Source organism: Leptospira kobayashii (genome assembly GCF_003114835.2).
Lineage (GTDB): Bacteria > Spirochaetota > Leptospiria > Leptospirales > Leptospiraceae > Leptospira_A > Leptospira_A kobayashii.
In genome coordinates, this window is the sequence record NZ_AP025028.1 from 14,512 (window position 1) to 36,604 (window position 22,093).

General features: G+C 39.2%; 23 protein-coding genes. 13 read left to right on the forward strand and 10 right to left on the reverse strand.

Annotated elements, in window-relative coordinates:
- Window positions 1-42: 42 nt before the first annotated feature.
- Window positions 43-273 carry a hypothetical protein gene (locus DI077_RS00065; protein WP_109021708.1) on the forward strand — a complete coding sequence of 77 codons (231 nt, stop codon included), beginning with the start codon at window positions 43-45 and terminating at the stop codon, window positions 271-273.
- 10 nt (window positions 274-283) lie between these two features.
- Here DI077_RS00065 and DI077_RS00070 read toward each other — a convergent pair whose 3' ends face one another.
- Window positions 284-859, reverse strand: coding sequence for a Maf family protein (locus DI077_RS00070; protein ID WP_109021709.1), 576 nt, complete (start codon window positions 857-859; stop codon window positions 284-286).
- Between the two features lie 69 nt (window positions 860-928).
- Between DI077_RS00070 and DI077_RS00075 the strand changes: the two genes are divergently transcribed.
- Genes DI077_RS00075 through DI077_RS00085 form a run of 3 tightly spaced genes read left to right on the forward strand, consistent with a single transcriptional unit; the run spans window position 929 to window position 2,509 of the window.
- On the forward strand, window positions 929-1,141 hold the full coding sequence (locus tag DI077_RS00075) for a hypothetical protein (RefSeq protein ID WP_109022172.1): 213 nt from the start codon (window positions 929-931) through the stop codon (window positions 1,139-1,141).
- The gene (locus DI077_RS00080; protein ID WP_109021710.1) at window positions 1,138-1,875 is read left to right on the forward strand and encodes an SDR family NAD(P)-dependent oxidoreductase; all 738 of its coding nucleotides are present in this window, start codon (window positions 1,138-1,140) and stop codon (window positions 1,873-1,875) included. The genes DI077_RS00075 and DI077_RS00080 overlap by 4 nt, the downstream gene beginning before the upstream one ends.
- A 7-nt stretch (window positions 1,876-1,882) precedes the next feature.
- A complete protein-coding gene (locus DI077_RS00085) occupies window positions 1,883-2,509 on the forward strand; it encodes an L-threonylcarbamoyladenylate synthase (RefSeq protein WP_109021711.1) in 627 nt (208 codons plus the stop codon).
- Between the two features lie 20 nt (window positions 2,510-2,529).
- On the opposite strand, the gene DI077_RS00090 is transcribed toward DI077_RS00085, so the two are convergent.
- Window positions 2,530-3,630: a CapA family protein gene (locus tag DI077_RS00090; protein ID WP_109021712.1), complete on the reverse strand. Its 1,101-nt coding sequence runs from the start codon at window positions 3,628-3,630 to the stop codon at window positions 2,530-2,532.
- Here DI077_RS00090 and DI077_RS00095 point away from each other — a divergent pair.
- The gene (locus tag DI077_RS00095; RefSeq protein WP_109021713.1) at window positions 3,587-5,260 is read left to right on the forward strand and encodes an alkaline phosphatase family protein; all 1,674 of its coding nucleotides are present in this window, start codon (window positions 3,587-3,589) and stop codon (window positions 5,258-5,260) included. The genes DI077_RS00090 and DI077_RS00095 overlap by 44 nt on opposite strands.
- A gap of 3 nt (window positions 5,261-5,263) precedes the next feature.
- On the opposite strand, the gene DI077_RS00100 is transcribed toward DI077_RS00095, so the two are convergent.
- From DI077_RS00100 to hslO, 4 genes are read right to left on the reverse strand one after another with little or no spacing between them, the layout of a single operon-like run.
- The gene (locus tag DI077_RS00100) at window positions 5,264-7,435 is read right to left on the reverse strand and encodes a ribonuclease R family protein (protein ID WP_109021714.1); all 2,172 of its coding nucleotides are present in this window, start codon (window positions 7,433-7,435) and stop codon (window positions 5,264-5,266) included.
- The gene (gene tsaB / locus DI077_RS00105) at window positions 7,435-8,109 is read right to left on the reverse strand and encodes a tRNA (adenosine(37)-N6)-threonylcarbamoyltransferase complex dimerization subunit type 1 TsaB (RefSeq protein WP_109021715.1); all 675 of its coding nucleotides are present in this window, start codon (window positions 8,107-8,109) and stop codon (window positions 7,435-7,437) included. Before tsaB ends, DI077_RS00100 begins: the two co-directional genes overlap by 1 nt.
- Window positions 8,106-8,552 (reverse strand): tRNA (adenosine(37)-N6)-threonylcarbamoyltransferase complex ATPase subunit type 1 TsaE, encoded by a 447-nt coding sequence (gene tsaE, locus DI077_RS00110; protein ID WP_109021716.1) that lies wholly within the window; start codon window positions 8,550-8,552, stop codon window positions 8,106-8,108. The genes tsaB and tsaE overlap by 4 nt, the downstream gene beginning before the upstream one ends.
- Window positions 8,549-9,403 (reverse strand): Hsp33 family molecular chaperone HslO, encoded by an 855-nt coding sequence (gene hslO / locus DI077_RS00115; RefSeq protein WP_109021717.1) that lies wholly within the window; start codon window positions 9,401-9,403, stop codon window positions 8,549-8,551. The genes tsaE and hslO overlap by 4 nt, the downstream gene beginning before the upstream one ends.
- A gap of 76 nt (window positions 9,404-9,479) precedes the next feature.
- Here hslO and DI077_RS00120 point away from each other — a divergent pair, with 76 nt between their 5' ends.
- From DI077_RS00120 to DI077_RS00145, 6 genes are all read left to right on the forward strand, one after another.
- Window positions 9,480-11,471, forward strand: coding sequence for a beta-galactosidase (locus DI077_RS00120; RefSeq protein WP_109021718.1), 1,992 nt, complete (start codon window positions 9,480-9,482; stop codon window positions 11,469-11,471).
- Window positions 11,472-12,371 (forward strand): LIC_10030 family protein, encoded by a 900-nt coding sequence (locus tag DI077_RS00125; protein ID WP_109021719.1) that lies wholly within the window; start codon window positions 11,472-11,474, stop codon window positions 12,369-12,371.
- Window positions 12,372-12,379: 8 nt separating this feature from the next.
- Window positions 12,380-13,225 carry an inositol monophosphatase family protein gene (locus DI077_RS00130; protein WP_109021720.1) on the forward strand — a complete coding sequence of 282 codons (846 nt, stop codon included), beginning with the start codon at window positions 12,380-12,382 and terminating at the stop codon, window positions 13,223-13,225.
- Between the two features lie 91 nt (window positions 13,226-13,316).
- Window positions 13,317-13,892, forward strand: coding sequence for a superoxide dismutase (locus DI077_RS00135; RefSeq protein ID WP_109021721.1), 576 nt, complete (start codon window positions 13,317-13,319; stop codon window positions 13,890-13,892).
- A 116-nt stretch (window positions 13,893-14,008) separates the two neighbouring features.
- Window positions 14,009-15,394: an anthranilate synthase component I family protein gene (locus DI077_RS00140; protein ID WP_109021722.1), complete on the forward strand. Its 1,386-nt coding sequence runs from the start codon at window positions 14,009-14,011 to the stop codon at window positions 15,392-15,394.
- Complete coding sequence (locus DI077_RS00145; protein WP_109021723.1) at window positions 15,395-16,012, forward strand: anthranilate synthase component II; 618 nt, start codon at window positions 15,395-15,397, stop codon at window positions 16,010-16,012.
- Here the strand turns inward: DI077_RS00145 and DI077_RS00150 are convergent.
- On the reverse strand, window positions 15,989-17,221 hold the full coding sequence (locus DI077_RS00150) for an LIC10025 family lipoprotein (protein WP_109021724.1): 1,233 nt from the start codon (window positions 17,219-17,221) through the stop codon (window positions 15,989-15,991). The two genes, DI077_RS00145 and DI077_RS00150, sit on opposite strands and share 24 nt — an antisense overlap.
- On the reverse strand, window positions 17,196-17,702 hold the full coding sequence (locus tag DI077_RS00155) for a TlpA family protein disulfide reductase (RefSeq protein WP_242935286.1): 507 nt from the start codon (window positions 17,700-17,702) through the stop codon (window positions 17,196-17,198). Before DI077_RS00155 ends, DI077_RS00150 begins: the two co-directional genes overlap by 26 nt.
- A gap of 17 nt (window positions 17,703-17,719) precedes the next feature.
- On the opposite strand from DI077_RS00155, the gene DI077_RS00160 reads away from it, so the two are divergent.
- Complete coding sequence (locus DI077_RS00160) at window positions 17,720-18,559, forward strand: SHOCT domain-containing protein (protein ID WP_109021725.1); 840 nt, start codon at window positions 17,720-17,722, stop codon at window positions 18,557-18,559.
- Here the strand turns inward: DI077_RS00160 and cysE are convergent.
- Window positions 18,556-19,281 carry a serine O-acetyltransferase gene (gene cysE / locus DI077_RS00165; RefSeq protein WP_109021726.1) on the reverse strand — a complete coding sequence of 242 codons (726 nt, stop codon included), beginning with the start codon at window positions 19,279-19,281 and terminating at the stop codon, window positions 18,556-18,558. The genes DI077_RS00160 and cysE overlap by 4 nt on opposite strands.
- Before the next feature lie 5 nt (window positions 19,282-19,286).
- Window positions 19,287-21,059 carry a methyl-accepting chemotaxis protein gene (locus DI077_RS00170; RefSeq protein ID WP_109021727.1) on the reverse strand — a complete coding sequence of 591 codons (1,773 nt, stop codon included), beginning with the start codon at window positions 21,057-21,059 and terminating at the stop codon, window positions 19,287-19,289.
- Window positions 21,060-21,149: 90 nt separating this feature from the next.
- Here DI077_RS00170 and DI077_RS00175 point away from each other — a divergent pair, with 90 nt between their 5' ends.
- Window positions 21,150-22,076 (forward strand): site-2 protease family protein, encoded by a 927-nt coding sequence (locus DI077_RS00175; RefSeq protein ID WP_174705657.1) that lies wholly within the window; start codon window positions 21,150-21,152, stop codon window positions 22,074-22,076.
- Window positions 22,077-22,093 lie beyond the last annotated feature (17 nt).

The window sequence follows — 22,093 nt, forward strand, 5'->3', positions numbered from 1 at the left end:
AATGGTCTAATCTCGTAAGAGAGAAAGAGCGATAATCACAATATGGATATAGCAAGCGGTGTGGCAAGAGTTTCAGGATTAGGGGAACCACTTACGTATGTGATGCCCACATACAATACAAAGGCCATCGAAAAGGTGGATGCGGTTCAGTCGAGAGAATACAAACCCAAATATCCTTCCGAAGATACGGCAAGTCAGGCGAGTTCCATCCAAGGGGATTCCGGTAAAAAAGCCAGTTATACTCCCGGTGATCTTGTCAACGTTTACGCCTAAAACTTTTTCCTTACGGGGAATTTTCATTCCCCCAGTATTCCTTCCAAATTTCCCATCTTCCTAAAAACGAAAAAAGCGGAAACCCGACCACATTGTGGTACCTACCACGCCATTCCCGAACGGGACCATTCGTGTCCTGGATTCCATAAGATCCGGCTTTGTCAAAAGGTTGGGCCTTACGGATATAAGTTTCGATTTCCGAAATATTCCATTTTTTAAAAACAATCTCGGTCTCTTCGTAGAAAAAATCGAATTTCCCGACCGAATACAAACAAGCACCGGAAAAAACAGAATGAGATTTTCCGTTCAAATCGCTTAGAATCCGGACGGCGTCCTCAAAGTTTTCCGGTTTATGCAGAATCTTATTATTTTGTACGACAATTGTATCGCAAGACAGGTAGCAGGAATTCTTAATAAGGGCGTCGGGAGAACCAATCTTTGCTTTGGCGATCCGTTCTAAATAAGAAAGAGGGAGTTCGCCCGGGATTTCTTTTTCATCTATGTCGGAGGGTTTGATTTCAAATTGAATCCCTAAAGATTTTAAAATCTCAATTCTTCGGGGAGATCTACTTTTTAGAATGAACAAGTTCTTGCCTTTCTGTCAATGTTAGTCACAGTAAATTCTGTGAAGCAGAAGACTCCCATCCTTTTTCTGATGTTAATCTTAAATTTATCCTTCGGATGTAAATTCGGACATGTGGAAGATATCGAAGATTGCAATCCGATCGCAGATTATTATGAAAGAGGAGCGCATTATATTCGCAGGGATCTTGTGCGGGACGACGGAACTTTAGATTATAAAAAATTATTAGAAGATTCAAAACCGCAGAATAGCGAGTGTTATCCTGCCAATCATGAGGTGAAATGAAACTTTTCGACATAACTGGAAAAACCGTACTAATTACCGGCGCTAGCCGGGGAATTGGAAAATCCATTGCGCTTGGGTTCAGAGATGCAGGTGCCATTGTTTATGGAGCCGGATCAAGACCCGAATCGATCGAATGGATGGATAAAGAAGGAATCAACGGTGTTGTCATTGATGTCCGCTCTGAAAAAGATGCGTTCAATGCGATCGGGAAAATCCGCGAGAAACACGGAAAATTAAACTGTCTGATCAATAACGCCGGTATTGCGACAAATACTCCGGCCTCCGGGTTCAAAGAAGAAGAACTTCAAAATATGATTCAGACCAATTATACGGGTGTATTTAGAAATTGTCAGGCATATTACAAACATCATAAGAAAGACGGTGGTAATATCATTAACGTTGCTTCCGTTCTGGGTATGGTCGGCTCAAAGCTTGCTTCCGTGTATTCTGGAACGAAAGGTGCCGTCATCAGTTTATCAAAAGCTTTGGCCATTGAATGGTGTAACTCCGGTTATCGGGTAAATGTAATCTGTCCGGGGCTCATTGATACCGATATGACGGATATGATTAAGGACAAAGAGTATATTTTGAATCAGGTTCTTGCCGGTATTCCTATGGGTCGATTGGGAGATCCGGAAGATATTTTGGGTGCAGCGATTTACCTGGCATCGGATGCATCAAAGTACGTTACGGGGCAAACACTTGTCGTGGACGGCGGACTTATCGCGCAGTAGGTAGAATATGATAGATTATCTCCATCCTATCAACCCGGAAATCCGAAAGCTCAAACAAATTTCGGAACGATTGAAGAATGGAGAGATCTTTATCTTTCCAACTGACACTGTTTATGCGATCATTGCGGATTCACATTCGAAAAAAGGTGTCGAAGCCATTTACTCCCTTCGAAAGCTTCCGAAAGACAAACCACTTTCTCTGCTTTGTAAAGACATTTCCATGGCTTCGCATATGATAGAGTACCTTCCTAATCCTACTTACAAATTGATGAAAAAGATCACACCGGGGCCTTTTACATTCATTTTAAAAGCAAATAAAAATCTTCCAAAACCTTCGATTGCAAATAGCAAAGACAGACATATTGGAATTAGAATTCCCGGTCATAATTTTTTGGAAGAATTATTAAAGATTCATGATTCTACACTCACTTCTACGTCGGCCTTTACAAATGACGAATTTCTAATCGATATTGATGATTTGGAAGCTGTTTATGGAAGTCATGTTGCCGCAATCATCGACGGAGGAATTGTCAAAGTGGAACCTTCTACAATTTTAGATTGCACGGAAGATAAGATTAAAGTGATCCGGGAAGGTAAAGGATTTTCGGATTTGAATCTTCAATCGGAAGAGTGATCGGATGTCTCGGAAACGATTTATTTCAAAACTTTAAGTAGTTGTTTCTTATAAGCTTTCATTCTGGCTTCGGAATGTTTCGGTAACTTTAAATCTATTTCTTGATTCAAATACCTATCGATTGGGATGATTCTGTACCCTGAAGGATACACCCAAACCGGCTCGTAGTTTATATTTGCGATTTCTTTGGAATCTTTTCCGTTCACTACCAGATCGAAATTTAAAATAATTCCTCCGTCTGTAAATGGTGCATTCTGCGCGGATAAAAAATTACCTAAAGAATAAGCAACTAACTGTTGTTTTTGTGTATTCTCGTTTGAAGCAGTTTCTATCTTTTTGAAATTCTGTACTACATGAGGATGTCCTCCGATGATTAGGTCGGCTCCTTCTTCCAATGCGACATCCACCCATTTGATTTGATTTTTATCGGGCTCTGTTTTATATTCCGTTCCAAAATGAAACCAAACAAGTGTAAAATCCACATTTTGAGTTTTCGAAAATCGGATATCTTCTCTGATTTTTTTCTCTTCGATCAAACGAACGATTTTTTCTCCGGGAACTTTGATTCCGTTTGTTGAGTAGGTATAATTATAAACTGCAATACGGATTCCGTTCTTTTCCAAAATAAAATGTCTTCTGTTTTGATAGTCCGATTCCGAAGAATATGTTCCCAAAGGTATCATCCCTTCAGCGAGCACGGTTTCAATTGTCAGATCAATTGCCTGGGCTCCCTTGTCCGCAGAATGATTGTTTGCTGTTGAGAGCACATGAAATCCTGCTTTTGCAATACTTTGAACAAACCCGGGAGGAGAACCGAATCTCGGATATCCGCTGTGATCAGCTTGATCTTTCGTAATCGTAGTTTCCAAATTTCCAAAAACGATGTCATAGTTTTGTAAGATAGGTTTTACATATTCGAAACTCGAATCGGCAGAATAAGATTTTGTTTTTGCATTCCAATATGTACCCAACTGCGAATTGTGACACATAATGTCACCGACGATTGCAATTCTAACTTGCTTTTTTCCTATCTTGGAAGGAAAACTAGAACATTGATTGAGTAGGAATGAAACACTAATGAACGTATTTATTATAAGATATCTATATATTATCTTAACCATTTCTAGCTTATGTACTTCCTGCAGTTGGGAGTCGGATTATAAAGCAGCGGCAAAGAGATCCTTACAACCGAATACGGATCTGATCCTTGTACCTTATCCTTTCAATATTTTCGATAAACATTCAAGAGAATCAATCACTCTTTCTCATTATACTCAGGAGGAAATTAAAAATATTCTTCAGGAATACGATCTGTCTTGGGAAGAATTGAAGGATAGCTGGAAATGGAATGAAAAAGAACAATCTTTTGAGAAAGAAGTCAACTATACGTCTCACTATACTCAATACTCTTATGATACGAATATTCCTGTTTGGATCTACGGGCCAAAATGGTTTTATAATGGCAGCTACTCTGATAAGATTCATCAGCAGCATCTTGCTTCCATACTTTCGAAAGTATTGGATTTTTCTTTTTCCAATTTGCTTGATGTTCAATTCTTATCTAAAATCTTCAAAACCAATCCGGAAAAACCGAAGCTTATCATTACCATTGTAGTGGATCAAGGCGGGCAACAATTGTATTCCGCTCATCCCAATTCTTTTCCGTTTCTCAAAGATTTAAAATCAAAATCAGTATATTTTAAAAATGGAAAAGTGGGGCATTTGGAAGCTCATACCGCTGTAGGACATGCTGCCATCGGAACAGGGGCTTACCCGTCACAAACACAAGCATTCTCGAATGAAATCTATTCCTGGTCCAAAGGAAAAATCGATGTCCATCAAGTTTACCAAGGAGTAGGCGATTCTATCAACCTGAATGAATTGAAAGCGGCAAGCCTTGCCGACGAATGGGATATTTATTTAAATAACGAACCTGTAGTTATTAGTCAATGTTATGCGGCAAGGGCAAGTATAGGAATGGCCGGCCATGGAAAGGATTTTCTGTCTAAGAGCGGGCAAACCTCTGATATGGATTTTGTTTATTGGGAAAATACGAAAGACCTGAAATGGGATACTTATTCGAATGCATACCTTATCCCTGAAGCGGTGAAGAGATTTAATCTTTATGATTTTTATAAAGAAAAGGAAAAAACAACGACCAGTTCTTTCAAAGTAAAAGATCGTTTAGAGTTTTTACAAAAGATTCATTTTTTCCAAGCATCGGAATATCAAGTATTGTTAGACGGTGAATCCATTCGAACTGCGATTCAAAAAGAGATTTTAGAAAAGAAAAAACATTTGGATGGCGATACAGATCTAGTTTACGTGACTTTGAAAGCTACGGATGCAGTCGGTCATTTATCAGGTTGGGAATCGGAAGAGGCTCGCAAAATTCTTTCCGCAACAGACAAAGAAATCGAAAAGATATTTAGCTTTTTAAAAGAAAACTACGGCGAAGATTTCATTCTCGTAATAACGGCTGATCACGGTGCCGCGCCCATGCCGGAAGTATCAAATGCCAGTTTTCTATCACATGACCAATTCTTTGACGAACTTTCCGGGCTTTTACCAAAGGAAGTCCGGACGGAAAAATCGATCGTTCAATGGGTAACTCATTCTCATCTTAGTTTGAATCGGGATGTAATGAAGGAGTATTCTATCACCGAAGAACAGGTGATAGAAAAATTGGAAAACCTTCAGGTCGGTGGTAAGCCATTCTTCCGAAGGATATGGAAGCGAAGCGACTTGTGATTTTTAAGTCGCTTTTTTGAAATCCTTTAAAGTTAAAAACACTTTAATTTCTTCGTAGTCAATTCGATCCAAAGATACGGTGACCGGATCACCGATGAAAAAGATTTTAGTATGTTTTTTCGAATAAAACGAAAAATCATTCTTAACCATGATCTCGAATTCATCGGTAAATTGTTGTTTATCGAGAACTCCTTCCAGACTTGAATCTTCCAGCTCGACAAATACTTGGGCCGGTCGGATCCCCACGATGAAACCTTTGAACTCTTTTTTCCCGGTGGATTCCAAGTAACGGAAAGATTTAATTTTAATAATGTCTCTCTCCGCATCTGCTGCTCTTCTTTCTTCATCGGAACAATGTTTTCCAATCATAGCGATACTAGGTTTGTCGTAAGGTAGTTTGGTTCCTAAAATTATCGCATGTAATACCCTGTGTACTACTAAATCCGGGTAACGACGGATTGGTGAAGTAAAATGACAATAGTCTTGAAAACCAAGTCCCCAATGTCCGAGAGTTTCTCCTCCGTAATATGCCTGCATAAAACTTCGAAGCAATAGATAGTTGAAAATTTTAGCTACTGAGTTGTTTCCAATTGCATTTACTGCGGCGGTGATCTCCGGATAACTAGTGTCCTTGATTTGGATATGAAATCCGTTCAGTTGAAGAAACTGATTTAACATTTCCAATTTCTCTTCATCCATAGTTTCATGAATTCTATGCAGGGTGGGTGCATTTTTTTTACGAAGAAATTCATCTACTTTCGTATTTGCAGATAACATCAGTTCTTCGATTAACATATGACTGTTTAACCTTTCTCTGACTTCAATTCCTACGGGTTTTTGATCTTTGTCCCATTGGATGGTGGTTTCCTTGATATTTAAATCGACTCTACCGTTTTGAATGCGTTTTTTGCGCATATTGTCGGTGAACTTGGATATTTTATAAATCCAGGATTCCGGGTTTTTGGATTTAATCTCATCTTCCGCCATTTCGTAAGTATATCGTTGGTTCACCTTGATCACTGACTTGTAAAATTTGGCATTGTAAATTTCGCCTTCTTTACTCGCTTCCATCTCAACTGTAAATGCCAGACGATTCTTATTTGCTACAAGACTGCAAAGATTCTCCGATAGAACAGGAGGTAACATAGGCACGACTTTGTTCGCCAAATAAACGGACGTTGCTCGTTGGTAAGCTTCGTCATCCAATGGAGTGCCTACTTTTACATAATGCGAAACATCTGCAATATGAACCCAGAAACGGATTTTGTTTCCTTCCTCCTGAAAACTAATGGCATCATCAAAATCTTTCGCAGTAATCCCATCAATCGTCACCGCATAAAGATCTCTCAAGTCAGTACGGGAATTCCAATCACTTACATTGGATGCTTCCACTTCCTCGGGAAGATCAAGTTTAATATTATCAGGATGTTGTACGTCAAAATTGTACTTCATCAAAATTCTCTGAAAATCCGGATCTTCTTTCGTATCCGATTCGAATCTTAAAAAAGATACATCGTATAAATTGTCTTCCGGGGTTACACCTTCTTTGAGTTTGACAATCAAGATATCATCGATTTGAATTTTATCCAAGATATCTTTCAACAGAGTTTTTGAGTGAATCACTCCTTCTTTCTCATCGCCTAACATATCTAGAAATTTTCCAAATACGAATCGATTGTTTTTTTCCGTAACCCTCAGGCGATAAAGTGTGCGACCTCTTTTAACAATCGCGGTTACCTCGCCTTCAAATCGGTCTTTTCTTCCGATTCCCAAGGGAAGTACTTCAACTTTGTCTCCGGTAATTGCGGTATTAATCATCGAACCGGGAATGAATACTTCGTTCTTGCTTGGTAAGCTTAAGAACCCATCACCTCTTCTGGAAACGGAGATTCTTCCGTAAAAGCGAAAAGGATTTGCGATTAGGATTCTTTTTCCATCCATCACAAGTAGGTTTTCGTTTTCCAAAGATAAAAGCAAATTGTCCATTGCAATCATCAGTTCTTTATTTGAGTTTTGTTTTCTTTCTTTTCGCGCCGGTTTCTTCTTCGTCGGTGCTTTTTTCGGTTTTTCCGTTAGATCTAAAAATTTATTTTTTAACTCTTGTTTTGTGACTTCTTTACCGGCCTTCGCTTCTAAATAGTCTATGATTTTTTTTTGAATTTTATATGTATCCATTACGTTGTGTTAGTTTCTAAATAAGTGCCGCGAATATAATTGGGGAGAAGAAGGGAATAATTGGAAGTTTCTAAATCGGCACGTAAGATTATATCTTTCTTACTTTCTAAAATTGGCATACTTTTCGGTAAAGTCTCTTCAATTTTAATCATTTCCTTATAAAATTGGACGTTTGTTTCACCTGAATAAACAAAGCAGACATCATCCTTTTGCAAATTTTTCAAATATTCTTCGATTTTTGCAGATATCCAATCGAAAGTCCCTGAATAATTACCTTTTGTTAAATGGCCGAAATAATATTTTTTTTGTTTTCCATCCAAACATACAAACGTAGATTTTTTCTTCTCAGTTTGAAAAAAATACCGACTATATGCTTCTACGGTATCCATCCCTAAACAAGGAATTTTCCATAATTGGGACAAGTTTCTTGCAGTGGTGACTGTGATTCGAATCCCTGTGAAAGAACCCGGACCCGTAAGTATAAAGATTCCATCAGGTTTATCCCATCCGGAAAATTGCAAAGCTTTCCCGATTTCTTCCACCAAACGAAAGGAAGATTCTTTAGGACAATATTCTTGAAATTCATAAATAACTTCGTCCGGTTTCTCAGAATTCAAAATCGTTGTGGAAACATGAATCCAATCCTGAGTGGCATCAAAGAATAAAATCTTCATTTTGGTGTTTCCAATGTATAATTTCGGGTTTCCAAAGTATCGTGTTCGATGTTGAGATAAAGTCGTCCTTCTTTAGGAAGCATACTTTCCGCTATTTCCCACCACTCGATGAGTGAAATGCCTTCTTTTCCCCAGATTTCATCGAAGCCGAGTTCAAATAGTTCACCGGTATCTTTAATCCGATAGAGATCAAAATGGTGAACCGGGATGTTGTCTAGATCATATAAGTTATGTAATGCGAATGTAGGCGAATTTACCAATTCACTTGAATTTCTGGAATCCATCCATTTGCGAATGAAGGTTGTTTTCCCTGTACCTAAGTCCCCTGAAAATAAAATACAGGGAAACTTTTTTTGGGAGAGTAAGCTGTCTATGTTTTGATTGAGAGCGGAAAGGATTGGTTCGATTTTATCCAAAGGAACGGATACGAAATTTTTTATCATTCTTTGAACAGATGCTCTACATCTTCTTGATTGTATTGATAAGCTTTCCTACAGAATTCACAAGTAATTTCTATTTGTCCTACATCGGTCAAAATCGACTCGGCTTCCTTTTTTCCCAAAGAGACGATGATTTCGGACACTTTATAGCGGGAACAATCACATAAAAATTCAGGTTCTTCCGTAGACAAAACGGCAAGCTCCGATTCGATTGCGATCATAAGTTCCGTTCGCATCTCTTCGAATCCCAAGTCCCAAAATGATTCTTTATTGATGATGGGAGAAATTTTTTCATTCAAATATTTGAAATCCGATTCGCTTGCTTCCGGTAATGCCTGAAGCATAATTGCCTTCGCACGGAAAGGATCTCCATCTACTTTCAACGGCTCCACGTCCATTCCTACGATCGCTCTTACTTGATCCGACTCGGTTAGGTATTTCAGAAAATTTACTTCAAAGGTATCTTCTACCAAATTTGTAAAAGATTGGTAAAAATCCGCATTCATTTCCCATCGAATGACTTTCATTATCCCTTGCCCCAGGATAAATTCATTACGAATGTCTCCTACGGCAAATTCGCCCGGATACGCGACTGCTTTCATTACCCCATAACGGTTGCTATAAGCAAGAACTGATTTGTTCGTATCGTCCTTCCATTGGATACTGACTCTTTGTTGATCCTTTGTCATCTCTGCAAGAAACAGAGCGCCCATCAGGGTCTTTGAGAGAAAAACACTCATCTCCGAGTTAAGCTCGTGCAATAAGATGATTTCTCTTGCCGTTTTGGTTAGATCAACGATGGAAAATCTAAAATGGTAATTGGGAATGATTCCTAAAATAACTGAATCTGTCATTATTTGATTGAAAGAGGTGATTTCTAATTCAGTTTATGCTGCAAGACGGATTCTGCAATCGTAAAAAGGAAAAATCATGATCTTTGGAGTGGATTATTACCCGGAACAATGGGAAAAAAAAGATTGGGACGAAGACCTTTCCATTATGAAAAATATGGGTCTCACTTCGGTTCGACTGGCTGAATTTGCTTGGGCACTTATGGAACCCAGGGAAGGAAAATTCGATTTTTCCTTATTCGACGAAGTATTGGAAAAAATTCACAAAGCGGGCATGACCGCGATCCTCGGAACTCCTACGGCATCTTTTCCTCCCTGGTTGTATAAAAAATATCCTGAAATCGTTCAAATTTCCAAAGAAGGAATCGTTCGCACAATCGGTACTAGGCGACAAGCCTGTTTTTCCTCTCCGGCGTATCGCAAAGCGACGGAAAAAATAGTAACCGCAATGGCAAAACATTTCGGAAATCATCCCGCCGTTACAGGTTGGCAGATTGATAACGAACCAGGTCACGAGGGATCGGATTTGGATTATTCGCACTTGGCTCTCGCCGGCTTCCGGAAATGGCTGAAAGCAAAATACAAAACTATCGCAAACTGTAACAAAAGTTGGGGGAGTGTGTTTTGGGGAATGATGTACAATGACTGGGATGAAATTCCCGTTCCAGCGTCCCATGTTGCCAGCAATTTTAATCCTTCCATGATCCAGGATTATTACCGGTTTCAATCAGATGAATTGATTTCTTATTTGACCCTTCAGGCAAATATCATTCGAAAGTATTCGAAAGGAAGACCGCTCACCGTAAATCTTTATCCTTCACCGTTTTTACCTATCACCGATATGCACAAGTTATTCGGTGAATTGGATTATGTGTCTTGGGACAATTATCCTGTTTGGGGAAATCAAAAAGATCCTTTTCCGCATCCACTTGTATCTGCAACACAACAGTACTGTCGTGGATTGAAAAACAAAGCGTTTACCGTTATGGAACAAATTTCGGGAGTACAGGGTCATGATACTTTGGGATATCTTCCCCCTCCGGGTCAGATAGGTTTGTGGCTAACCCAAGCCATTACAAACGGTGCGAATCAGATTTATTTTTTTCGCTATCGTACGGCTCGTTTCGGGCAAGAGCAGTTGTGTTATGGAATTTTGGACCATGGTAAAAAACTCACACATAAGTATTTCGAACTTCAAAAGAAAATCCGTGAGATCAAAGATTACGCGGAAGACATTGCAGATGTTCCTTATCCGGCTGAAGTTGCCGTTTTACATGACATTGAAAATGCACGTAGTTACAAACACCAACCATTGAGTGACGGATTGAAATTTTCTCCCGTATCTTTTGCACAAGTGGGTTACGACATTGAAATCGCAACTTGGTTTGCCGGAACCAATGTGCTCAACGCAAATACACATTCTTTGCCGGCAAAAACCGATATTGATTTTAAAAATTACAAAGTTATTACTCTTCCTCTTTATACTATGTTTGAAGACGCAGTGATTCAAAAATTAGAGAACTATGTGAAAGAAGGCGGCACATTGGTTTTAGGCTATCGCGCCGGAATCAAAGACCAAAATCATTGGATGGTGGAAGAGCCTGTACCTGGGCGATTTCGGGAAATGGCTGGGGTAGAAACTTATCAATTTGAAGCGATGGGCGAAGGGGAAAAAGTTTCCATTCGAATGGGGCTATTTCCTTTGCGAGGAACCAAATTTTGTGAGTTATTGGAACCGACTACTGCAAAGCCGATCGCTTATTATTCAGATAGTCGGAAATTTTATAAAGGAAAACCTGCGATCACTTTAAACCAATACGGAAAGGGAAAAGTTTATTATGTAGGAACCTCTCTTAGTCCGGAAACTATGGTCTTATTCTACCGTAAGGTTTTGATTGGAGCCGGCGTTAAATTCGGGTTTTTAGGTTCCACCGTTGAGAAACAATACCGAATCGGCCGAAAATACGATTATGAAATCATTATGAACCATTCCTGGAAATCTTCTTGGGCAGGATTCAAAAGATTGAAACCGTTCGAAACTCGCATAACAAAGATTAATAAAAATATATAAATGTTAATTAAAGATTTCAAATCCGTCAATAAAATGCTAAACGATATATCCGGGAAAAATCATTCCGGAAGTATCTATGTAGACAACTTGCATTCTCCTTATATCCGTTTTGAAGAAAAATTCGTAATCCCCGCTTCTTCGATCACTCACCCGGAATTTTCCGCGGTCAAAGATTTTGTTTCCATCTTATCCAAGTATCTTCCTGAAGCAATCGAAGGAACCTGTCTTTTGCCGGAACCGAGACCAAAACGGGAAACAGGAAAATTATTTTTTGTAAGGCCAATCGTATTCAGTAACAAACAATTTCTTTATGTTTTCGCTACCGACATGCAATATCTGGGCGGTGCTTCCGGAGAAGAGATTAAGAAACCAGGCGCACAAAATTTAACTCCTAGCATCATCACTGATCGGATTTATTTTCAGGTTAAAATTTTTCCCATCGAATCAGTGAAAGAAGAGGGGGATCATATTCTTGATTTTAAGTCTCAACGATTCCAAGGAGGGGTGTTTCGAGTTGAATCCGATCGAACACATGACCATCCGATCCGAAGATTTTCGGAAATTTTTGACGAAATCGATTTCTCGGATATCGAATCGAAAATTAGGGAAGAGTTGGGGATCAATCCTGAAATTTGGCAGCTAGGCCGGGTTTACAGTCCCATCGGCATTGATTATCTGGCTTTGAGTTTGCGTTTTTTAACTCCTTCTCTACCAAAAATCATCAGAGAGTTTAGGAATTTTTATTCCGTTTTAGATCCGGGAGAAGACGGCGTGGAAGAAGGAGCAAGATCCGCTTACCATTCCTATCTAAAACAATTTGCTGCGGAAAGAGCACAGTCTCGCTCGGGCAATATGTTGTGGAAAATCAACTTTACTGAAAAAGACCATACTCCGCAATAAGGTAAGCCATGAGCATTTCTTCTCCTACCATTAGCTTTCCCGTTGAGGAAACCATCAAACGAATCGAATTCATTAAATCCAATGCCAGTGGTATCATTCACGAAGCAAAAAAGATTCAGAAAGAAATGTCCGGTATTCGCTCTAAAACGGATGCCGATGAAAAAGAAAGAATCCATGCCGCCGATCGGGTATTAGGTGATATATTTATCAAGTTTTTGCAAAAGGCTTTTCCGAAAGACGGAATTTTATCGGAAGATAAGGAGCCGATTGACGGAACCAATGATTTCCGTTGGGTTCTAGACCCTGTAGACGGATCGATGAATTTTGTAAGAGGGCTTCCTCTTTATGCGATTTCTTTCGGATTGGAACATCGTGAAACACCTGTTGGGGGAGTGGTGATTGTTCCTCCGCAAGATGCGGTTTATTCCGCAGTCTTGGGAGAGGGCGCGGTGAAAAACGGAGAGACTATTTTTACTTCTTCCGTTTCGGAATTGAATAGAGCTATCTTCAGTCCGAACCTTCCTACCAAAAGAGCTCATATGATCCAGGAGATTATGGCTGACCTTTCCGGGTTTTTGACTTATGCGCGTTCTTTTCGTAGAACTGGTTCCTTTATCCTGGACTCTTGTTGGATTGCGGAAGGTCTGATGGATGCCATCTGGGAAAAGTCAGTCAAACATTGGGACATTTCGGCAGTCTCCGTGATTCTGAGCGAAGCAGGTGGCAAAATGACCGATCTGAATGGAAAGCACTATTACACAGGTCTTCCCGAGTTGATTGCCTCTAATGGAATCATTCACGACGAAATTCTGAATTTATTAAAAACGGTTCGCTCTTCCGTAAGCAGAAACTAATCAAAATAGAATGATTATTAGTTTACTAGAATCATTCTAATATTTATTTTAAAGAAAATAGAGATACACTTTACCATCTAGGAGACTTCCAATGGAACATAAACTTCCCGAATTACCTTACGCAAAAGATGCACTTTTACCGCACATTTCCCCTGAAACTTTGGAATTTCACTATGGGAAACACCACCAAACCTACGTTACAAATTTGAACAATCTGATCAAGGGAACGGAATTTGAAAATTCTTCTCTGGAAGACATTGTGAAAAAATCGAGTGGAGGAATTTTCAATAATGCGGCTCAGATTTGGAATCACACTTTTTACTGGCATTCTCTTTCTCCAAAAGGTGGCGGACCTGCAACCGGTGCCGTTGGCGATGCAATCAACAAAGCATTCGGTTCTTTTGATGCTTTTAAAGAAAAGTTCACTCAATCCGCTGTTACCAATTTCGGTTCCGGTTGGACTTGGCTTGTGAAAAAAGGAGATTCCGTAGAGATCGTGAATACGAGCAACGCAGGTTCCCCTTTGAAAGATGGAATTCAATCTCTTATCACTGTCGATGTTTGGGAACATGCTTACTATATTGATTTTAGAAATGCTCGTCCGAAATATTTGGAAGCATTCTGGAATCTAGTGAACTGGGAGTTCGCAAACCAAAATTTCAAATAAGCATTCGCTAAATTATGCAAAGCAAAAGGCAGGTAAGCGAAAGCAAGCCTGCCTTTTTTATTTCAGAAACAAAGGAATTTAGAATCTTGGTATCCGTAACCAAGTAAAGGTGTCATATGAGTCTTCCGAAAATTGAAATCCCGAAAAAGCCGAAATACATAAATCTGGAATTGCCGAGAGAGATTGAATTTTGGGAGCTATTTCGTTTTTTCGAAAAAGAATACGATACTTGTTTTTTACTGGAATCGGCGGGTGACAATCAATATGACTCTCGTTACTCGGTGATCGGGTTCGATCCGGAACATACAATCATAGGAACTCCCGGTAATCTCAATATAGACGGAAAAGATTATAAAGTAACAAATCCTTACTATTCCCTCCGTGAACTGACGAATTATAATTCGCTAAGCATCAGTTATGCGGGTGGTCTTGTAGGATACTTAAGCTATAATTCGATGCAATTTTTAGAGCCTAAGCTTAAGATACAACCACACCCGGATTTTCCAGCTATGGAATTCGGGATGTATCTTGACGGATTGATTTACGACAAATTTACCGGAGAGCTTATTTATTTTAATAATGGAAAGGATCGTTCGAAGGAAATTTCCTTCATACTGAATCGGGTGAAATCGAAAAAAGATTTATTGAAGCCGAGTGTCAGTGTAAAAGCGGAAGGAGGTTTTTTCTCCAAGGATACTCATAAAGAAATGGTAGAGGAAACTTTGGAAGAGGTTAAAGCCGGGAATACCTTTCAATGCCAAATCGGCTTTGAAGAGAAATTTAGCGTAAAAGGAAACTCTCTCGCGATTTACGAAACTCTTAGAAAAATTAATCCTTCGCCTCATATGTATTATGTGAAATTTAAAAAAAGAGTCATCTTGGGAGCGAGTCCGGAGCTATTATTTAGGCTTAGACAAGGTGAAATGGAATCCTTTCCCTTGGCAGGTACCACAAAAAGAGGAAGTAATCCCCAAGAAGATATCGATCTTGCAAGAAAACTTCTAACAGACCCGAAAGAAATTGCAGAACACAATATGCTTATCGACTTACATAGAAACGACGTAGGTAGAGTTGCAAAATTCGGAACGGTTAAAGTAAGACGTCGTTTCGATGTGAAAAGATTCAGTCACGTTCAACATATTTCCAGTGAAGTGGTAGGCATTCTGAAGGCAAAAGAAGATATGTTTTCAGGTCTGGCAGCTTCTTTTCCTGCAGGTACTTTGTCAGGAGCACCAAAAATCGAATCGATGAAGATCATAGAGAGGATTGAAAAAAGTCCTAGGGGTCCGTACGGGGGAGCTGTAGGTTCTTTCGGATTCAATGGGGATTGTACTTTTGCCATTCCCATTCGAAGTTTTTTCGTATGTGAAGATCGTGGATTTGCCAGGGCATCCGGTGGAATCGTATATGATTCTTTCGCGGAAGGAGAATATCAAGAAATCATCAATAAGATGGCATCCGTTAAACGGGCATTACAAGATCATTTGGAGGAAGGAAAATAAATGAAAGTTTTAATCTTGGACAATTACGATTCCTTCACATTCAATCTCTATCAATTGGTAGGTGAGATTTTGGAAGAAATAGGCAACCCGTTCCAATTGGATGTATTCCGAAATGACGAAAAGGAATTTAAAGAAATCGAATCGGCAAATTACGATCGAATCATTATTTCTCCGGGACCCGGCCATCCTGCCGATAAGGAATACTTCGGAATTTCGAGTGACATCTTACTAAACTTAGGCGATAAAACTTCCATCTTGGGAATTTGTCTCGGGATGCAAGGCATGGCGACTACGTTCGGGGGAGAGGTTGTACGTGCGAAGATTGCGATGCATGGTAAGCTTTCTCCCATTTCACATGACGGAAAAGGTGTTTTTAAAAATTTAACACAAAACATTGAAATCATGCGTTATCATTCCCTGATTGCTGAAGAATCCAGTTTGCCGAAAGAATTGGAAATCACTGCACGCGTAGTAAGTCCCGATCAAAAAGGGGAAATCATGGGTTTAAGGCATACCAACCTGAAAATAGAAGGAGTTCAGTTTCATCCGGAGTCTTTTGGTTCGGAAGAAGGCAAACTTTTGTTGAAAAATTTTTTAGTTGGAAGCGGAACCTTTTAAATCCTTGAGCATCGCTGCTTCCCAAGAAGCGTAAAATTCAAAATCTTGGGCAGCATCTTGGGAATTATCATTTCCGAAGAGAGAGAATTTCTTTCGCATAATCTCACTATAGGTGGTGATCTTATTGGTTTGTAAATTTCCTTTTTTCAGATACACAGCTTCCAATTGAGAGCCGCCTTTCCCTTGGGTGCCATTCACCAACAAAGTCATCATATCTGAAAAATATTCATTCATATTACCCGGAATAAAAAGATCAATCACACCTGTAGGGATAAAGTAGAGTAGATTTCCTGAAATTTCCTTTTTGCCGACTTTCGTAAACTTCCCCTTAAATCGATCTTCATGGGCAAGGCTTTGGTATTGGAGAATGTATTCCAGATCTTGGATTTTTGCAGTGATTCCGTAAGAACGAATTTCAATATCAGCTAGAAAATGAATTTCAACGGGTTTCTGAAAGAATTGTTTTCTCGGCCGGGCGGGAAGTCGGAACTGTAGAGTTTTGCCTTGATTGGATAGATGGATTCGATCTTCCGGATTGGCCTTGTCCCAGATTTCCAAATTCAATTTGCTCTTTTCCAATCGACTTCCCGTTCGGTTGTAAAATCCGGGGAATCTTTTTTGCGTTTCTTCATTTAGAACAAATTCCAGAACGACCCAGTCGGTTTCATCGTAAATATGGCACTGCATTGATTCGCATAAAAATTGTAAGTTGGCAGAATCTTTTTTCAATTTCTGATAGGAAGGTTCATCATTTGCAATGAAAACAAATTCGTTCAACCAGGCAAAAAAATCACGAGGCAAATAACCGTTCCAATGGGAAGTTTGGGATCTTTGTAAGGTATAGATTTCCTTCCGTCCCCAAAGTTTGGGAGTATACTCAACTTTGGCAAAATAATCCAATCCGACGATTGTTTCGGGATACCAGTCGATGGACCATTTGCCCGAATCCGATAACTTCCCACCTAACTCTAAATAGAATACACCGGAATCAGTTTTTTTTAAATCTTTCTCTTTCGCTTGAGAAAAACCTCCGAATTGTGCAGTTAAGAAAGTTTCATTCGTCGTGGACGATTTGATCGCTCTTTGCATGGAATCATAATCTTTCCAAAATTGGTAATGGCTTCCGTTAGGTTTGTTGCAAGAAAAGAAAAAGGATAGAACTAAAGAAAAAAATAAAATTGGATTATAATACTGTTTTGAGAATAACATACAACTCTTTGACTTTTTCATCATCCGCAGTTTCCAAATATTCTCTATGAATTTCTTTTCCTTTTCTGTCAAAAATCCTTAAAAACGCTTTTTCCGGTTCCAAACCTTGGATTAGCTCGCCTTTCCGGTCCAACAATACCGCTTCAAACTGCTTTGATTTGGATTCTTCGATGTATTTTTCAACAAGCTGGTTGGTTTCTTTCAGATTCAAATAAGATAAGAAAGCGATTTTGTCTGCATCTTTCCAAAGTAGATTTTGCATTTTCCAATAAATCTTGCGACCTATCTTTCGGCACAACTCTACATCCCTGATTTCACATCCTAAAAAAACTACAGGTTTCCCCTTGATAGAAGTATGATTGTATTGTTTTCCATACTGATCGGCCATTTGAAAATGAGGAAGAGTGTTCGCATGAGTAGAAACGGTAGAAATGAAAAATATGCAAAGAAAATAAAAAAGTACTCTGAGTTTTGCGAACACAAAGAAAAGATTTACCTATGAGATTTGCTTCTGCAAGTTTATTTTTGATTTTTCTGTTCAGTCTCTTTTCGGGAGTCCAAACTTGCAGAACGACTGAAATTCGGAAAGAACATCTGACTCTTGTAAATTCATCGGAAGACATTGCCGTTTTTTCCGTCTCTAAAGAAGTTCTTTCCTCCATTCTTCCGCATAATATCTATTTGTTGAATTCGGATTTTTCGGAACCGACTAGTATCGGGTCGATTTTAAAACGGGTGGATTATCGGTTGAGCATTCTTTCCAGTGAAGATTGGACTGCAATATTGGAACAGAATATATTATCCAAACTGGATGAAATGATATTTGAATCGATTCAAAAAGCACCTTCTGCCGCTTATTTGATTCTTATAAAAAAGGATGATCCTCTTTCTCCTTTAACAAAAATTTTGCGAACTAGCATTTTATATATTAAGACCCTGAACGGAGAGGTGATCATAATTCCGGACTTAAGACAAAATATCACATTCGCCTCACAGTATAAATTCGACGACTGGAGTATTTATTCTCTTGAGAAGGTGAAAACTTCCTACAAACAGGATCTTCGGATCAAAAGCAAGGGAACCCCGATGAGCTTTTATATTGAGAAATCGGCGGATAAGATTTCAGTATATGGTAGAGTGATCGTTCATAAAGAGACGGAACTTCTTCCCAAACCAATTTTACTTCGAGTGCCCGATGAAGAAGAGATAAATACGACTAAATCGGATTGGCAATCCGTTCCGGATCGAATCAAAATATTGGATGATTTGAGAAAGAAACAACTAATCAACGAAGAAGAATATCAAAATAAGAAAAAACAATTATTAGACGAGCTTTAAATCCCGTCTCCGTGGATGAATTCCTGAATGAATCGTTCGTTTTCTTCGATGGATTCCAAACTTTCCGGTTTTTGTTTTTCCAAAGATTTCTGTTTTTCAGATAGCTGGTTCAACAACTGTTGTTGGGTTTCCAACTTTTCCAGTAATACGGAAAAAACCTTTGCGATAGGATCCGGCATCTGATTATGTTCTAACATTTGTTCTACTGTATCCGTGCCAGCACCGGATTTTACCACTTTTCCAGGGATACCTACTACGGTGCTTCCGCTCGGAACATTTCGCATAACAACCGATCCAGCTCCAACGCGCACATTATCTTCGATCAATATGTTACCCAAAATCTTTGCGCCTGCACCAATCACCACGTTCTTTCCGATTGTGGGGTGTCTTTTTCCGGATTCTTTTCCGGTTCCCCCGAGAGTCACTCCCTGAAAAATCAAACTACCGGTTCCTACTTCGGCGGTTTCTCCGATCACTACACCTGTTCCGTGATCAATGAATACCCCTTTTGCAATCTTAGCTCCGGGATGAATATCGATCCCTGTAAGAAAGCGGGAAAAATAATTGATCATCCTGGGTAGTAAAGGTACTTTAATTTGATAGAGAGAGTGGGAAATTTTATGCAACCAGATGGCGTGCAATCCGGGGTAACACAAAATAATTTCAATATATGATTTTGCGGCAGGGTCAAATTTTCTTATCGCGCGAATATTTTCAAACATCTGGTTTATTTAGTCCTAAAATTGGAAATAAGGTTGTTTAGTTGTTCGGATAACTGTGCTAAGTTGACAGTAGAACTAGCAAGTTCCTCTGCAGAAGCTGCGCTGGATTGAGAAATCGTATTTACCTGTTCAATGGCGGAAGCAATTTCATGGGAAGATGTTTCCTGTTCATTTGTCGCTTCTGCAATGAAATTGGCTAAATTCGTAAGATTCGTAATGGATAACATCACTCTTTGGCTTTGTTGATTTTGTGTTAGAGTGGAATATGAAATTTCTTCCGTTAAAGTAGCGGCTTCCCGTGATTTTTCCAAAATCCTTTTGAATCCATCTACTAAAAGTTCGATAATGGATTTTCCATCACTTACTTTTTTGATAGAGTCCATGATGAGGTCTTCGATCTGTTTCGTCGCGCCTTGCGATCTGCTTGCAAGTTTCGAAATTTCTTCCGCCACGACAGCAAACCCTCTACCGGAATCTCCCGCTCGTGCCGCTTCGATTGCAGCATTTAGCGCTAGTAAGTTGGTTTGATCTGCAATCTCATTGATTACCGTGATAATATCCTTGATTTGGGCGGAGCTTTCTTCGATCGCTCCCATTCGCAAGACGGCTTCGTCCACTCTGGACTGCCCCGATTCGGCTTCTTTCAATACTGCTTGGGAACCATCATTTACTAACTTTGCTTTGTTGGTAACGGAAAGGATGGCATCGGACAAAGAAGTCATTTCACGAATTGTGGAATTTGTTTCTTCCGATTGATCTTTCGCCGTTTTGGCTACTTGGTTGATGGATTCAGTCATTTCAGAAATGGCGGCAGCCGTTTCTTCCAAAGATGCAGCTTGATTGGTTGATCCTTCCGCGAGGGAACCGGCTGTTGCGGAAATTTCGTCTGCGGAAGAAGCTACCATATCTGATGTTTTGTTAATTTGGCTGATGAGTGCACGCAAATTGACGGAAGCCTGGTTCAATGCATTGATCAAACGTCCAATTTCATCGTTAGAATGGAAACTTTCTTCGGCAGTTAAATCGCCTTCTGCAAACCTATTTGCAATTAACTCCGCTTTGATGATAGGTGTGGCGATACTTCTTCCCATAAAATAGGAGAGGATGACAACAATGATAAAAGAAAGAATATAGCCGACGATTAGGATGATTTTGACGTTTTTGGCGGTTGCTTCCAGCTGATCTTTTCTCAATTTGATCAAAACTGCCATAAGAGAATCAAAATTACTGATTTTTTCCAGAAGTTGTTTATTGATAGGAGTCAGTTGTTTTTGGAGTGAAAAAGATTCCTGAAGAGCGGGATTTGATTTTGTTCTAAAGTAAATTTCCTTTTTTTCGCGAAAGCCGGAGAGTAGAGCGAGAGATTTTTCAAAGTCGGCTTGGATCTTTGTGTTTTCTTCCAGGGCTTTGATGCTTTCGCCGAATTCGATTTGGTTATCATAACCTGCCAAATTGAGAAAATTTTCAATCTCAACTAACATTCGTTGTGTGTCTTTCGTCGTTGAATCGATCTCTTTGCTTATGGATAAAAATTCATTCAGGTCTTCGGAATCGGTCGCAACGATCGTGAGGTTTCTGATTTTTGCTAAGTTGTATCCGATTTTTACCGATTTTTCAAACGATTCTTCGTAGATGCTTTTTAAGGATACAAGTTCTTGCTCCAATTTTGTTAATCCGTAGATGCCAAGAATGGTGATCACGAGAACTAGCAATTGATAAATCGCATTCGTTCCGTAAATTTTGAGTTTGACACTGAATTTAGTTAGAAATTGATTCATAAATTTTTTTATTAGAAAATTGGATTGATTCCATAGTATTTTTTAGACAGCATTCAGAATAGCAAATTTCAAAATTATACCGATCTTACCTTGAAACAGAAATATTCATTACATCTTTTGCTTTTTATTTTAACGTTCTTGTCCGTCACTTATCGTGAATTTTTGTTTGTCGGTCTTTTCACTTTCGATTGGGAGACATATCTCACGATTCTTTCATCGGAATGGCCTTATTCGGTCGGCTTGATCGTAATTTTATTTTTCCATGAAATGGGGCATTATTTGCCAGCGAGATATTACGGAGTTAAGGCAACTTTGCCGTATTTTATACCGTTTCCTTTCGGGCCGATTGGAACTATGGGTGCCGTGATACAAATCAAAGAACGAATTCCTGATAAATTAAAACTGTTTGATATCGGCATCGGCGGTCCCATCGCAAGTTTTTTGCTTTCGATCATTGCTTGGGTCATCGGAATTTCCCTTTCAGATCTTATGGCGATTCCGGAAGGGATGGATAAATCAAAGTTTTTATTCTTCGGAGACAGTTTATTTACTTATTGGTCGGGACAATGGATCCTCGGCCCCTACGATACAAATCTTTTCGATATAAATATTCATCCCCTTGCAAAAGCCGGATGGGTAGGATTGCTCATCACAGCTATCAATCTTTTGCCGTTCGGACAATTGGATGGCGGACATGTCATTTATGCTTTGTTTGGCGAGCGTTATCGAAATTGGATTCATTGGTTGTTTTTGGGTTTTATATTTTTCGCTCTTTTGAATTTCACATGGTTACTTTGGTCTTTTTTGATTTTTTATCTATTAAAAGTAGAACATCGATTTGTTCCCGACTCCCAAAATGAATTGATAGGCTTTCGAAAATTTTTAGGGTATTTTATGCTCATTGCGTTGGCATTTATATTTGTTCCTCGTCCAATCATGATGGGTAATGAAATAGATTCTCCGACTCTACTTCATGATATTCTAACTATCTTAAAAAACGCAATCGGCGGTATTTGAAGTGAAAAAAATCAAAT